At 40.1% G+C, this 14,611-nt stretch carries 11 protein-coding genes and 1 tRNA gene; 3 read left to right on the top strand and 9 right to left on the bottom strand.

Features of this window, described 5'->3' with window-relative positions; translation table 11 throughout:
• Nucleotides 1–497: 497 nt before the first annotated feature.
• The 8 genes from HDF25_RS01380 to HDF25_RS01345 all read right to left on the bottom strand — a co-directional run bounded on the left by HDF25_RS01380 (nucleotide 498) and on the right by HDF25_RS01345 (nucleotide 9,731).
• Nucleotides 498–794 (bottom strand): hypothetical protein, encoded by a 297-nt coding sequence (locus HDF25_RS01380; RefSeq protein ID WP_184622011.1) that lies wholly within the window; start codon nucleotides 792–794, stop codon nucleotides 498–500.
• Between the two features lie 288 nt (nucleotides 795–1,082).
• Nucleotides 1,083–1,164, bottom strand: a tRNA-Leu gene (locus HDF25_RS01375).
• 107 nt (nucleotides 1,165–1,271) lie between these two features.
• On the bottom strand, nucleotides 1,272–2,069 hold the full coding sequence (locus HDF25_RS01370) for an ABC transporter substrate-binding protein (RefSeq protein WP_184622009.1): 798 nt from the start codon (nucleotides 2,067–2,069) through the stop codon (nucleotides 1,272–1,274).
• A gap of 17 nt (nucleotides 2,070–2,086) precedes the next feature.
• Nucleotides 2,087–2,770, bottom strand: coding sequence for an ABC transporter ATP-binding protein (locus HDF25_RS01365; RefSeq protein ID WP_184622007.1), 684 nt, complete (start codon nucleotides 2,768–2,770; stop codon nucleotides 2,087–2,089).
• A gap of 29 nt (nucleotides 2,771–2,799) precedes the next feature.
• Complete coding sequence (locus tag HDF25_RS01360; protein WP_184622005.1) at nucleotides 2,800–5,193, bottom strand: ABC transporter permease; 2,394 nt, start codon at nucleotides 5,191–5,193, stop codon at nucleotides 2,800–2,802.
• A gap of 19 nt (nucleotides 5,194–5,212) precedes the next feature.
• Nucleotides 5,213–7,615 (bottom strand): ABC transporter permease, encoded by a 2,403-nt coding sequence (locus HDF25_RS01355; RefSeq protein ID WP_184622003.1) that lies wholly within the window; start codon nucleotides 7,613–7,615, stop codon nucleotides 5,213–5,215.
• Nucleotides 7,616–7,753: 138 nt separating this feature from the next.
• The gene (locus HDF25_RS01350) at nucleotides 7,754–8,452 is read right to left on the bottom strand and encodes an ABC transporter ATP-binding protein (protein WP_184622001.1); all 699 of its coding nucleotides are present in this window, start codon (nucleotides 8,450–8,452) and stop codon (nucleotides 7,754–7,756) included.
• Nucleotides 8,453–8,486: 34 nt separating this feature from the next.
• Nucleotides 8,487–9,731, bottom strand: coding sequence for an efflux RND transporter periplasmic adaptor subunit (locus HDF25_RS01345; protein WP_184621999.1), 1,245 nt, complete (start codon nucleotides 9,729–9,731; stop codon nucleotides 8,487–8,489).
• A gap of 179 nt (nucleotides 9,732–9,910) precedes the next feature.
• Between HDF25_RS01345 and HDF25_RS01340 the strand changes: the two genes are divergently transcribed.
• The 3 genes from HDF25_RS01340 to HDF25_RS01330 are packed head-to-tail and all read left to right on the top strand — an operon-like array spanning nucleotide 9,911 to nucleotide 13,722.
• A complete protein-coding gene (locus HDF25_RS01340) occupies nucleotides 9,911–11,281 on the top strand; it encodes a sigma-54-dependent transcriptional regulator (RefSeq protein WP_184621997.1) in 1,371 nt (456 codons plus the stop codon).
• 3 nt (nucleotides 11,282–11,284) lie between these two features.
• The gene (locus HDF25_RS01335; protein ID WP_184621995.1) at nucleotides 11,285–12,643 is read left to right on the top strand and encodes a sensor histidine kinase; all 1,359 of its coding nucleotides are present in this window, start codon (nucleotides 11,285–11,287) and stop codon (nucleotides 12,641–12,643) included.
• Nucleotides 12,644–12,666: 23 nt separating this feature from the next.
• Nucleotides 12,667–13,722 (top strand): ferredoxin--NADP reductase, encoded by a 1,056-nt coding sequence (locus HDF25_RS01330; RefSeq protein ID WP_184621993.1) that lies wholly within the window; start codon nucleotides 12,667–12,669, stop codon nucleotides 13,720–13,722.
• A 4-nt stretch (nucleotides 13,723–13,726) separates the two neighbouring features.
• On the opposite strand, the gene HDF25_RS01325 is transcribed toward HDF25_RS01330, so the two are convergent.
• Nucleotides 13,727–14,536 carry a hypothetical protein gene (locus HDF25_RS01325; protein ID WP_184621991.1) on the bottom strand — a complete coding sequence of 270 codons (810 nt, stop codon included), beginning with the start codon at nucleotides 14,534–14,536 and terminating at the stop codon, nucleotides 13,727–13,729.
• Nucleotides 14,537–14,611: the final 75 nt, after the last annotated feature.

Below are 14,611 nucleotides of genomic sequence, written 5' to 3'. Positions count from 1 at the left end.
CCCTAAATATGACTGTTGATAATTTGGTTTTTATATTTAAATCAGAGATATGAGGGTGGCAGAGTTCGGATCAACTAAATCAAGGTCATTGACAAACACGAAGAGTTACAGAGAGAGGGAGAGAGCTTAATTTTTCTAATCATTTTGTCAAGAGCTATTTGGTTGAAATTATCTTAATAACACATTAAAATAATATTACAGGATTAATAATTAAAATATCTAATTAAATCTTATAAATAAACAACTAAGCTAATAATTTTCATTTAAAACAGCTAAACATTCACCCAACGAATTTTACATTATATATAAACACATAAATTTTCAAGACCGGAGAGCTAACAATAAACCAAACGTACCGGTTATTGATTTGTTGAGCGAAAGTTAAAAGATTCCAAAAACCTCTTAAAGCAAAAAAGCAGTCGTTAAGACTGCTTTTTAATGTTTGTACGGATGGAGGGACTCGCCCTCCCTCGCAATGGATTACAATATAATTCGTTTTACTCTTTTTTCCTGGGTTTAAAACTCATGTTAAAGTTCTGAGTCAGATTTTTCTTCTGATCCATTTCCTTTTGCATTCTGCCTATAGCTGTTTCTGCAAAAAAAACAGTTATACGCGCGATGTTAACCTTATAATCACCAAAAACTGTATCTCCGGCTGCCATTTGAGTATCGGTATATTCACCTGGCTCGTATCCCTTTGAAAACTTGATTGTGTTTTCAGTTAATATCTTTTGAGTTTGTTTGATCAGCTCTTCTGTAAGTGGTTGTTCCAGATTGGTTAAACAGAAATTCATAAGCTTTGAAATGGTCAAGAATTTCATAAGCTTCATAGAGCGACCGGTTTTACAATTTTAAACTGATTCTCCGTTCTCTTAACTCACGTGTTTCATCAACTGTAAAAGTATTGCCTTCTACAGCGCAGCTGTTGGCTGAAAATAAAATCTCGTTATATTCTCTAAACAATTCCTCCATCAGGCATGGTTTTATATAACTACAAAAATAGCCTAATATATCAGGCCACATACAAGTAAAAAACAGGTAAAATAAAAAAGGTGACAACTTTTCAGTTATCACCTTTTTTGTGCGGATGAAGGGACTCGAACCCCCACGCCGTGAAGCGCCAGATCCTAAGTCTGGTGCGGCTACCAATTACGCCACATCCGCATCTAGGAGTTGTTTAGGACTGCAAAGATAGGTATTGTTATTAATTCTCAAAATCCTTTTGCATTTATTTTGCCTCATTTAGGCTAAAGCATTCATTATAAGCCAATTTATTTTAATTCATTTTGTAGCTGAAACAAATACTGAACTGCTTTTACCAGCCTGCTGCCATACCACGAGAACATTTCGCCATCAACCAGCATCACTTTAGCTGCCGGTATCGCAATTTTAAGCTCTTCAATATGTTTTTCCCTGAAAGGATAAGGCTCCGAAGAAAGTAAGACCAGTCCGGGTTTTAACGCAGCCAGTTCTTCCAGATCTGTTTCAGGATAACGGCTTTCGCGCGTTACATTAGTCAGCCCGTTTTTAACCAGTATATCATTGATAAAAGTATCCCTTCCGGCAAGCATATAAGGCCCCTTCCAGATCAGGTAAGCTACAGTCTTGTTAATCCCCCTTTCCAAAGCCAGCGTTTGCAAATCCGTAAAACCAGCCCTAATCAAATGGTTCAGATAAGACGCCTCTGGCTGCCGGTCTACCAATTCTCCAATCTGGCTAATCGTTTGCATCGCGTCTTCCAGCGTATAAATATCACTCATCCAGACCGGAAACTCCTTTTGCAGCAATTCAATATCTTCCCGGGTATTTTCTTCCTTATTCCCAATGATCAGATCAGGCTTCAAACTTCTGATCAGTTCGATATTTAATTTTTTGGTCCCTCCTATTTTGGTCTTCGCTTTAAAAGCTGCCTCCGGATGGATACAAAATTTAGTCAGGCCAATCACCTCTTCATTCAAACCCAGTTCAAACAATAATTCTGTTTGAGAGGGTACAACAGAGATAATCCGTTTTGGCGGATAATTAATTGTAATCTTAGTATTAAGCTGATCGGTGAACTCACGTAACATACAGCAAATATACTTTTTTAAACCACCACCTGAAGATCCTCACTGATTACCCCATCCAGTAAATGCAGAATCCGGTTTCCATAACCTGCATTAATTTCCGAGTGCGTCACCTGGATAATGGTTATATTTTCTTCTTCATTCAATTTCCTGAAGAGTTCCATAATCTGTAAGGCCTGTGCTGATTGAAGGTTACCTGTAGGCTCATCTGCCAGTATAATTAAAGGTTGTGCAGCTAAAGCCCTGGCAATACCAACCAATTGCTGCTGACCGCCCGAAAGCTGGTTAGGGAACAGATCTCTTTTCGCGACCATATTAAACCGGTCAAGCATTTCTGCCACACGACTTTTGCGCTCTGCACTACCTACCTTTTTATATAACAAAGGAGCTTCTATATTTTCAGCCACAGTCATTTCATCAATCAGATGATAAGCCTGGAAGACAAAACCAATATGGTTCCTGTAAAGTTCTATCCTTTTACGCTCATTTAAGGACACCACATTTTCACCCATAAATTCATAGGTACCATAAGTGGGTTCTTCCAGCATTCCCAATATATTCAGTAAAGTAGATTTACCGGCACCCGACGGGCCCATAATGGAGACAAATTCCCCTTGCTGAATAGTCGTGCTGACATGTCTCAGGATATAACTCTTTACCCCTTTGTTAGCGTAGTATTTTTCAATATTCTGTAATTGTATCATCTGATGTTAGATTATAAAGGTCAAATAATTTATTCATATTTCAGTGCGTCAATCGGATTTGTCTTTGCGGCCTTGAAGGAGCGGAAACTCACCGTAATCAATGTTATTCCCATAGAAACTACCATTGCAATTGCAAAAGGCCAGATACTTACATTGATCCGGTAGGCATAACCCGCCAGCCATCTGTTTATAAATAAGTAAGCAATGGGCCAGGCCAAAAGATTAGCCAGAAAAACCATCAGTAAAAATGAGCCGTTCAGCAATCTGACCAGTTCAAGGTTTGTTGCACCAAGCACTTTTCGGATAGCCACCTCACGGGTACGCTGTGAGGCTACAAAAGAAATCAGCCCAAACAAACCAATAAAGGAAATAAAGATAATGATCATGGAAAAGTTCTTAAACAAAGTTTCCATGACAATTTCGGTCTGATAATAATGGTTCAGGTCATCATTCACAAACATGGCATCATAAACCTCATCAGGAAAAGTACTGTTCCATAGATGTTCAACTGCTTTCATAGATTCGACCATCTTTGCCTGATCCATTTTAACAGCCACATTATAATATTCCACCTGACCCGATGAAATAGCGAGCGGAGAAATCTCCTCATGTAGTGATTTATCATTAAAATCTTTCATCACCCCTACAATTCTGAAATTCTGATCACCCACCTTCAATAACTTACCCAGTGCCAGTTCGGGACTGGCTATATTCATTTTCTTTAAAAAAGTCTGATTCACTACCCAGGCGTTAGCCGTATCACTTTTCGGCAGAATCTGGCCCGCGATCATTTTCAAACCAAAAGTTTCAAAATAAGAACGGTCTCCATGCATCACCCTTACCTGAAAATCCTTTACCGGAATTCCGTTAACTGAGAATCTGTTTTCAGCTACCATACCTGATGAGGGTGGAGTATCACAGAAACTAACCTCCTTTACTCCTGGGATAGTTAATAATCTGTCCTTGAAATTATGTTGTTTAAGCCTGTTTAAACTATCAGCAGGGATATTCACCAGTGCAACCGCATTAGGATTAAAACCCAGTGGTTTTTGCCTGATATAATTCATCTGCTTTAAAATCATCAGGGTACAAATAATCAGTACAACTGTTATTGTAAACTGGAAAACTACCAGTATTCTTCTTAAACCCATTCCACCACCAGCTGCCGAACTCACTTTATTTTTAATCGCTAAAGCCGGACTAAAACCAGACATAATCAAAGCCGGATAAAATCCTGCCAGTGCACTTACTAAAAATACCAGGCCTACTAAAAAGACAAATATGACCGGATGTTCCAGCATACTAAATGAAATATTTTCACTGAACAGGTTCTGCATATAAGGCAGCGCCATTTCGGTCAATACACAGGCAATCAATAAGGCAGCCGTACTGATCGTCAGTGTTTCTCCCAGAAACTGTAGTACCAGCTGTTTACGTCCACTGCCCATTACCTTTCTTATCCCAACCTCCTTAGAGCGGTTTACAGCCTGTGCAGTAGCCAGGTTAATGAAATTAATACAAGCGGTAAGCAACAGGAAAATTCCGATAACAGACAGCCCATAGATCTGTTTCCTCTCCATTGTCTTTCCCGCGAAATTCCCGTAACGCGAATCATAATGTATCTCCTTTAATGGCTGAAAAGTATTATACTCCCTGATAGTCAGCGTATTTTTAGCATGGTATTTAGTATTAAATGCAGCTAGTACTCCTTGCAGCTCATCTATGTGAAGACCATCCTTTAAAAGCACATAACATTCAGAGCTTGAAGCTACATGCGACCAGCTATCCTCTTTCCTGCCTGGGTAATTGGCATAACTAATTACCATTGGCAGATTAAGGCTGTTATTTTCTCCCTGATCTTTGAAAACTCCGGTCACCCTCAGTTCAGTTTCATGCTGAAAACGCAGGGTTTGCCCCACCGCTTTACGCCAGTCACCAAAATACTGCGTAGCTTTTTCTTCACAAAGTACAACTGTATTCGGTTCATTTAAAACCTGATCCGGATTACCAGCCAACCAGGTGTAATTGAAAATGCCGAAGAAATCAGGTTCTGCATAAAACACTCCGATTGCCTCTTTAATCATTGGCCTTCCAGCATGTTTAGTGGTACTGATAATGCCATGTGCACTTTGTATAGCCGCTACCTTTTCCAGCTGTGGAAAATCATTGCGCATCGCTTTCGCCAGCGGAACCGGCACCCCTTGTGAAGCATCAGTACCAGAAATCTCTGTCCAGTTACTTACCACCCGGTAGATACGGTCCTTCTTCACGAACTGATCGTCAAAACTTAGCTCGTACCTGATAAAAATAAATATCAGAATACAGCTGGCCATTCCAATGGCTAATCCTGCAATATTGATGAAAGTATAAGTTTTATACTTCCACAGGTTACGTAAGGCGATTTTGAAGTTAAGCTTAAACATATCTTTGGGCTTAAATTGTTTATTCGTATTTCAAGGCATCCACTGCATTGGTTTTCGCTGCCTTGAAAGAGCGGAAACTTACTGTCATCAGGGTAATTCCCATAGAAATAGACATTGCTGTAATAAAAGGCCATACACTTAACTCTATCCGGTAAGCATACCTCGATAACCAGTGATCAATAAATATATAAGCCACCGGCCACGCCACCAGATTGGCCAGCAACACCATGATCATAAAGGACGAATTCAGCATATTAACCAGTTCGAGCGTCGTTGCCCCCAATACCTTACGAATAGCCATTTCTTTAGTTCTTTGTGTAGCTACAAAAGAAATCAGGCCAAACAACCCTATAAAAGCAATAAAAATAATCACCCCGGCAAATACTTTAAATAAAGTCCCCATCACACGTTCACTTTCATAATACTTATTGATGTCATCCTGCATAAAAGTAGAATCATAGACATGTTCGGGATACACAGAATTCCAGATCGCTTCTATGTTTTTCATTACCCCCGGAATATCTCTGGTATCCATTTTCACTGCAAGAGTTGTAGTAGATGGACCTGTAGATTTTTCGATCAGAATAGGTGCTATTGGTTCTCTCAGATTCGTGTTGTTAAAGTCTTTTACGACCCCCACAATTGACGCTCCCACCGGATCACCCCCCATTTGGATTATTTTACCAATCGCCACTTCTGGTGAGCTTACACTGAGTTTTTTCAGTAAAGTTTCATTCACAATGATTTCCTTTAAGTTGTCATTTTTAGTAAATGTCTTTCCTGCGATCAGTTTCAGTCCAAAGGTCTGCAGATAATTTTCATCCGAAGTCTTGATGCTCGCCTCAAAATCCGCGTCTTTAGCACTATGATTATAAGTAAAGTTTCCAAAATTGGAATCTCCCGAAGAAGGTCCCGTACTGCACAGACTAACAGACCGCACACCTGATTCTTTTAAAACCCTGGATTTTAAAAGATTGTATTTCAGGATACTCAAACTATCACTTGGAACGTCTACCATGGCTATAGCAGAAGGATTAAAACCTAATGGTTTTTCCCTCATATATTTCATTTGCTTCAGGATGACAAGCGTCCCGGTGATCAGAATTACCGTAATTGCAAATTGTACGACAACCAGTACCTTCCGCAAAACACCACCGCCACCGTTCCCAATACTCACTTTATTTTTAATAGCCAGTATCGGATCAAATCCTGACATAATCATTGCCGGATAAAAACCAGCCACAAAGCCAACAAACAGCACCATGCCGATCATAAAAACAGGAATCACCGGTTGACTGAACAAACCAAAAGAGATCTTTTCTTTAAACAAATTAGCCATACCTGGCAATGCAGCCTCCGTTAATATACAGGCCACCAGCAAAGCAAAAAAAGTAATGGTAAGCGTTTCGGTCAGAAACTGGGCCATCAGCTGTTTACGCCTGCTGCCCATCACCTTACGAACGCCAATTTCTTTGGAACGGCTTACTGCCTGGGCAGTGGCCAGGTTAATAAAATTGATACAGGCAGTAATCAGTAAGAATACACCGATCACCAATAAACCAGCCAGTTCACCTTTTCCAGTAGTTTTATGCGCGAAATTACTATAACGTGCATCCTGATGAACCTCTGCCAGGGGTTGGAAAAAGTGATCTTCCTTACCGATTCCCTTATCTGTATAATACTTATTCATAAAGGCCTTTTTAGGTCCTTCCAGATCTGCAATATCCGAACCCTTTGTCAATAAGATATAACACTGTGAACCAGAAGAAACTGACCGCCAGCTTTTCATTTTGCTATGTTCATAACCCGCATAAGCAATCGCAATTTTTATCGGGTTACTACTATTTTCAGGAACATCCTCAAATACGCCAGTAACCTTAAGTACATCTTTGTTTTTAAATTCCAGTGTCTTTCCTACAGCTGTCTGCCAGTTACCAAAAAATTTGGTGGCCATTTCTCTCGAAAGCGCAACAGTATTGGGTTCGGCCAATGCCTTCTGCGGATCTCCCTGTAACCAGGGGTAATCAAATATTTTAAAAAACTGAGGTTCTATGTAATAAGCTTCTTCTGCAGTTTTCAGTCTGACCAGACCGGCTGCGTCTTTTACTTTAAAAATCCCTCCGCTGCGCTGTATAGCTGCTACCTCTTCCAGCATCCCGAAATCATTACGCATAGCTGGTGCCAGTGGTCTGGGAACCCCGCTCTGGAATTCCTCACCATCCACATATTTCCAGTAAGAAACTACTCTGTATATCCTGTCTTTATTCGCAAACTGCTGATCATAGCTCAACTGGTAATTGATAAAGATAAAAATGAGGATACAGCAAGCCATTCCAATGGATAAACCTGCAATATTAATAAAAGTGTATCCCTTGTTCTTCCAAAGGTTTCTTAACGCGATTTTGAGATTGAGTTTAAACATTTCAAGTTCTTCTAAATTGTTTATTCATATTTGATGAGAATTACCATGCGCACACCAACTCTCAGAATGACCTGTTTCAAACGCAGGTGGCCAGACCTGTGAAATCGATGCACGCGGTAATCACTATTAACCTTCTCTTTAAATCAGTTCTTCTGTACGTGCTTTATTCACTTTTTCAGAAATCACATGCCCGTCTTTCAGGTTGATAATCCGGTTTGAAAAACTAGCATCATGCGAAGAGTGGGTAACCATCACGATCGTAGTTCCCTGTTCATTCAACTCACAAAGCAGCTCCATAACCTCATTACCATGAGAGCTGTCCAGGTTACCTGTAGGCTCATCGGCCAGCACCAGCTTCGGTTTGGTAACCAGTGCCCGGGCAACAGCTACACGCTGCTGCTGTCCACCAGATAACTGCTGTGGAAAATGCCCGCTCCTGTTAACAATATTCATTCTTTCAATCATCTCATTGACCAGGCGTTTACGCTCCGGGGCAGCCACCTTATTATAAATCAGCGGCAATTCTATATTTTCAAATACAGTCAGCTCATCTATCAGGTTGAAGTTCTGGAATACAAAACCCATATTTCTTTTGCGGAAGTTTGAACGTTCCTTATCGTTCATCGTCAGCAGCTCAGTTTCCAGAAATTTGTAACTGCCACTTTCCGGTTTATCCAACAACCCCATTACATTCAATAATGTCGATTTACCACAACCCGAAGGCCCCATAATGGAGACAAACTCTCCGGCTCTGACATGCAGGTTAATCCCGTTTAAAGCAGTAGTTTCTACCTCTTCAGTTTTATATACTTTTTCCAGGTTCTCAATTTTTATCATGATCTGATGATTTATATGCTTATCTGTTTTTTTCTTATTTACTTACCTCTACAATATCGTACTGGTTGAACTGGTCATAAGACGAAGTAATCACTTCTTCATTTTTCTGCAACCCTTCCATAACTTCGTAATACAAATAGTTTTTACGACCTATTTTCACATTTCTTTTGTGTGCTTTTCCATCTTTCAGTACGAATACCCATGAGCCTCCTGTACTTTGGAAAAACTGTCCCTGTGCCAGTAGCAACGATTTGCTATTATCCGAAAGAGTCAGCTTTACTTGTAAAGATAAGCCTCTTCTCAACTCATCAGGCGATTTTCCTTCAAAAACAAGTTCTACCTGGAACTGACCAGCGGTGACCTCAGGAATTACCTTTCTGACACTTAAACGATAGGTTTTCCCATTAAACTCGCAAGTTGCTGACTGACCTTCCTTAACCCGGTTGATATAATATTCATCTACTCCGGCCTGCAATTTATAACCTTGCAGCACATCGATCTTGCCCAACATCTCATTGGCTGTATAAGATTTACCAATCACGGGATCATAAGAAGATAACCTACCCGAAACTGGTGCCTTAATCGTCATATTTTCAATATTTTTCCGGATAGTTTCCAGACTCTCATTCATCCTGGTTACTGAAACATCAATCTGCTGCAATTGCATTTTCCTGCTTTGATTTTCCTGTTTCACCGCCTGTTTAAGTATATCTTTTCTGCCCTTATTATATTCATAATCCTGACTTGAGGCATTAAATTCTTCTCTGGTAATCACTTTCTTCACATACAAAGCGCTGTCAATTTTATATTTACGGCCTGCCGTACGAAGCGTATTCTCAATCACCATCATGTCCTGCGCCATCACCCTTTGATTTTGTTCCAGGTCCAGACGAACTTTACGCAATTGATTAATCTGTTCTATAATACTCGTTTCGCTCGATGTATAATTTGATAAAGCATTCGGATTGGCAATTCTCAGCAGTGGTGTACCCTTAGTTACCGAAGCACCATTTTCTGTAAAGATCTCAGCAACCGTTCCTCCTTCTGATGAACTTACAATCACTGAGGTCAATGGTACCACACTAGCGTTCAATAAAACGACATCTTCAAAGTCTCCATACTGAACCTTACTGATCGTTAATTTATCTGCGTCAGCTTTATATACTTTACTTAGTGATAATTTATATCCATAGGCAACCAGTACAACCAGCATCAAGCCACCGGTAAGCATTAAAATCTTTTTTGTACTGAACCTTTTTTTAGCAATAATTTTGTCCATGATAATTTACGTGTAATCTATCAGGCCATAAGCCAAGGATATGCCAAAGCAAAAAAATATAATTAAACACCTAAATATCAGTTATTTAAATCTAAAACCAACAAAATAACTGTTCATTACCGGACACCTCTTGTACAGCTTCGGACAATTCCTTTATTTTTGAGTAAAATCCTTTAAAAATGATAGACGCAAATGTTTTAGTAATAGATGATGACGATGATATTTTGTTAAGTGCAAAGCTTTTTCTAAAGCAGCATTTCAACCAGGTTGTCACCTGTAAATCGCCTAAAGAGATCAATGTGTTATTGAGTCACAACGAGATAGATATTATATTGCTCGACATGAATTATCAGAAAGGGGCCAGTAACGGCCGTGAAGGACTGTACTGGCTGGAACATATATTATCTATTGATAAAGATTACGTTGTTATCCTGATGACTGCTTATGGTAACGTAGAGCTGGCCGTACAGGCGATAAAAAAAGGTGCCACCGATTTTATTCTCAAACCCTGGGAAAATGAGAAACTTTATGCTACCCTTTCGGCAGCATCCAAATTAAGACAATCGACTAAAAAGGTTAAAAAGCTGGAAAAAATCCATACTTCCATGCAGACCGATCTGGCCAGGAAATTCGAAAACATCATCGGTACCTCAACGCCAATAAAACATTTACAGCATACCCTGGTTAAAGTGGCCCCAACCGATGCCAATGTCTTAATTCTGGGAGAAAACGGTACCGGTAAACAGGTATTCGCTTATGAACTGCACAAGCATTCGCTGCGGAAGAACCATATTTTCATGCATGTCGATCTGGGTTCTTTAAATGAGAACCTGTTTGAAAGTGAATTGTTCGGTTACGCCAAAGGTGCATTTACCGATGCCCGTGATGACCGTCCAGGAAGATTTGAACTGGCTGATAACGGAACCATTTTCCTAGATGAGATTGGTAACCTTTCTTTACCCTTACAATCAAAACTGCTGACAGTTTTACAAAATCGTACCGTGACCCGTTTAGGGGAAAGTAAAGACCGGAAAGTAAATGTAAGACTGATTACGGCGACCAATATGCCACTCAATGAAATGGTTGCCAAAGGAACTTTCCGCCAGGATTTACTTTTCCGGATTAATACCGTGGAATTAGAACTTCCCCCGCTGAACCAGCGTGCCGAAGATATCCTGCTGCTTGCCAATCATTTTTTACATACATTTAGTACCAAATACCATAAAAACATCACCCATATCAATACTAAAGCAGGTGATATGCTCCTTCATTACCACTGGCCAGGCAATGTCCGTGAATTGCAGCATGTTATTGAAAGAGCAATAATCATGGCCGATGGTAACGAGATTAGCGAAATGGATTTACAGTTAAGCCCACAGCGTTTTGGCGGTGCAGCCCCATTACCGGCAACACTTGACCTCGAAGAAATGGAAAAGATGATGGTACAAAAAGCAATAGAGAACCATAAAGGCAATATTTCACGTGCAGCTGCCGAACTCGGGCTTACCAGGGCCGCCCTGTACCGCAGAATAGAAAAATTCGGATTATAACCTATGTTTTATCAACGTTTCACTTTCAGGCTGCTGCTTTACTTATTGCTGATTAATGCACTAGCTGTTTTACTCGGTTATCTTGTCCTTAAAACCTCGTTATGGTTTACCATTACCGGAGTTTCCTGCATTCTGCTATTAAGTATCTTTTCGCTGTACAATTATATTAACCAGATCAAATCTGATATCAGACGATTTATAGTAGCGGTCAAAACCCGGGATCATACCCTGAATTTCAGGAATAAAAGTACTAAAGGAAGTTTTCCGGATCTGTACGAATCATTTGATGACATCATCAAAACGCATAAAGACATCCAGCTCGAACAGGATGCAATGTTCCAGCTAATTAAAACGATCCTCCAGCAAGTTCCCGTCGGTGTAATCGTAGTGAAGGACAGCAGTAATGCTGCTGAACAAGCTGAAATAGCCTTTTTTAATGAGGCCGCTGCTGCGTTATTGCAAGTTCCGGCTTATAAATACTGGCACCGTCTGAAAGAGCACCTGCCCGTATTTACTACTGAAATTGAAAATATACTTCAGGGAGGAAAACGGTTTCTGGAACTTAAAATTCAGGACAAACTCATTCAGTTGTCTACCGAGGTCATTCCTATTAACCTCTATAACAAGAACTACAGGATCATCTCTTTTCAGAATATCAAAGATGAGATTGAGCAAAAAGAAACCGAGGCCTGGAACAGGCTGATAGGTGTAATTTCTCATGAGATCCTGAATTCTATCACGCCTATCAGTTCTCTTTCTGATACGATAAACAGCATGATCACCAATAAAGAAGCATTGGACAAAGAAGACCTTGAAGATATGCGGCCAGCTATACAGGCTATCAAAAGACGTTCCTTAGGTCTGCTCGATTTTGTCAAAGACTATCGTCTGATTGCAGAATTGCCTACACCCGAACTCGAATCACACAGTATCGGTGGTATTCTTCAGCATATTCAGGTACTGATGCAGCCTTTTGCTGCCGCCAAAAACGTAAAACTTTCAGTAAGCCAGACTTCTTCAAAAATCACCATTAATGTCGACCTGAAACTCGTAGAACAGGCGCTGATTAATCTTGTTACCAACAGCATACATGCTTTGGAAGATGTCGAAAACCCACTGATTGAAATTGATTACCGCTTAGAACAAAACCGGCTTTTTATTGAAGTAAGCGACAATGGAAAAGGGATCGAGCCCGAACTGGCAGAAAAGATCTTTGTTCCGTTTTTCACTACACGGAAAAATGGTTCAGGTATAGGACTGACCATTACCCGTAATATCATGAAAATGCATTATGGCAGTCTCGAAGTCAGCTCTGTTCCTCATCAAAAAACCATCTTCTCGCTTGTTTTTAACTATGTTTAAGGAAATCGATAGATTTGCAGCCTATGATCACCACATTGCAATTACGTATTACAGAGATTTCAAAACGTGCGGGAGAAAATGTCTTCATTCAGTTTGCCCCGGTAAACGGTGAAATACCAGCTTATGAGGCTGGTCAGTTCCTCACTGTTCTTTTCCAGGTCAAGGGGAAAGAAGTCAGGCGTTCTTATTCTATCTGTAGTTCTCCTGCAATGGACGAGCCACTGAGTATAGCCGTAAAACTGGTTGAAAACGGAGAAATTTCCAAATATCTCCATCATCAGACTGCCGTCGGAGATATATTTACAGTTTTACCTCCGGCAGGGATCTTTACCTATTCCCCGGTTGATCAAATCCAACGTACCGTCTTTCTTTTTGCAGCCGGCGTAGGTATCACACCCGTTTTTTCCATTTTAAAAACTGCTTTACTCCAGGAAGAATATTCCAGAATAGTACTGATCTACAGCAACCGGTCTGCCAGTCAGACCCTGTTCTATGAAGAACTAAATGAATGGCAGAAAAAATACCCTGAACGGTTAAAACTCATTTATCTGTTCAGTGATTCTAAAAATCTCCAGTTTGCCAGGTTAAACAGCTTCCTGATCCACGATCTCGTGAATACCAATCTGATCTACGAACAGTCGGAGGCTCTTTGTTATACCTGCGGCCCTATCGATTACATGGTTTCCTGCCGGATTAACCTGCTGGGAATGGGTTTCAGACTGGATCAGATTAAAAAAGAGACCTATTTTATCCCTGAAGATGAAATCGATGAAGACGATATGACCGAAAAGGTCGTCAAAGACAAAAACACTTACACCGTCATCCTGGAGCACAACAATCAGGTTTATCAGTTAGAAGTACCCTGGTATAAACGGATTCTCGAAGTAGCGCTTTCCCATCATATTAATGTACCCTACAGCTGTGGTGCAGGAATTTGCAGCACCTGTGTATCCACCTGTACCGAGGGGGGCGTAAGAATGGATTATAACGAAGTCCTGACTGATGAGGAAATTGCTCAGGGCAGAGTACTGATCTGTACTGCACATCCCACGCAGAATAATACTAAAATCGTGATTTAGACTATTATTTCCACCACTGTTCGTTTTCTTTTTCCATAGCCTTAGCAATAATCTCCTCTGTATACCCCTCTTCTCTGAGATCTGCATGCGCATCTTTATAGGTTTTCCAGCCATTTTCAAGATAACGGCTATTTACACTAAATTCGCCTGCGCCGATATCCAGATCACCACTTCCTGGAATTCTGAAATCACCCCAGTTACACTTTTTAGAAGCACCACCTTTATAGCTTGTCCAGCTACCTGTAAATGCATTATTTAAGAAGCCATCAGTTGCAAAATTTATTGCACAATATTTTAATTTATTGCTGTCGTCTAAAACAAACCTGCTGTATAGCTTACCTTTAAAGAATCCTGCCGAAACCTGCTGTTTTTCCTCATTTAAATAAAGTTCACTAACCATCAGACCTTCCCGGTATTTTGGAATACTATTGTTTCTGTAAAGCCTTGCCTCGAGTATCTTTAAAGTCCCTCGGAATGAACAGATATTTTCCTTCACCTTCGACTTTCCATAGATTAAATATTCTCCAGGTTTTTTGGGATTCTTAACTACCGAAATCAGATGGATCAGGATCCGCTGATACTTATCCCCTATGAAACCCAGGATCTCTCCTCTTTTGATTCTTCGCTCCGTGATTTCTCCGTCTATCTGGTCTACCGCCAGAATACTATCAGCAGTTAAAATTTCAGAGAGATTATATTTTCCTATCTCATTGTAGAAATCAGTCGTTAATTTTATTTTTTTTTCCTGAGCATAACCAGAGCTGGTTATTAAAACGATGAAAAGAAAGAATAGATAGTGGTATGTAAATCTCATCAAATCAGTATATTTTATAATCAAAACAGCCGTTTACAGGATTTCCTGCAAACGGCTTTGTAATGTATTCAATCA

This window comes from Pedobacter cryoconitis (genome assembly GCF_014207135.1).
GTDB lineage: Bacteria > Bacteroidota > Bacteroidia > Sphingobacteriales > Sphingobacteriaceae > Pedobacter > Pedobacter cryoconitis_D.
Note: the sequence above shows the minus strand (reverse complement) of the source record. Positions and strands in the feature narration are given on the sequence as shown.

Bases quoted from the DNA above. Each gene is read 5' to 3' on its own strand.
- HDF25_RS01380 (WP_184622011.1), bottom strand. From the start codon at position 794: ATGAATTTCTGTTTAACCAATCTGGAACAACCACTTACAGAAGAGCTG.
- HDF25_RS01370 (WP_184622009.1), bottom strand. From the start codon at position 2,069: ATGTTACGTGAGTTCACCGATCAGCTTAATACTAAGATTACAATTAAT.
- HDF25_RS01365 (WP_184622007.1), bottom strand. From the start codon at position 2,770: ATGATACAATTACAGAATATTGAAAAATACTACGCTAACAAAGGGGTA.
- HDF25_RS01360 (WP_184622005.1), bottom strand. From the start codon at position 5,193: ATGTTTAAGCTTAACTTCAAAATCGCCTTACGTAACCTGTGGAAGTAT.
- HDF25_RS01355 (WP_184622003.1), bottom strand. From the start codon at position 7,615: ATGTTTAAACTCAATCTCAAAATCGCGTTAAGAAACCTTTGGAAGAAC.
- HDF25_RS01350 (WP_184622001.1), bottom strand. From the start codon at position 8,452: ATGATAAAAATTGAGAACCTGGAAAAAGTATATAAAACTGAAGAGGTA.
- HDF25_RS01345 (WP_184621999.1), bottom strand. From the start codon at position 9,731: ATGGACAAAATTATTGCTAAAAAAAGGTTCAGTACAAAAAAGATTTTA.
- HDF25_RS01340 (WP_184621997.1), top strand. From the start codon at position 9,911: ATGATAGACGCAAATGTTTTAGTAATAGATGATGACGATGATATTTTG.
- HDF25_RS01335 (WP_184621995.1), top strand. From the start codon at position 11,285: ATGTTTTATCAACGTTTCACTTTCAGGCTGCTGCTTTACTTATTGCTG.
- HDF25_RS01330 (WP_184621993.1), top strand. From the start codon at position 12,667: ATGATCACCACATTGCAATTACGTATTACAGAGATTTCAAAACGTGCG.
- HDF25_RS01325 (WP_184621991.1), bottom strand. From the start codon at position 14,536: ATGAGATTTACATACCACTATCTATTCTTTCTTTTCATCGTTTTAATA.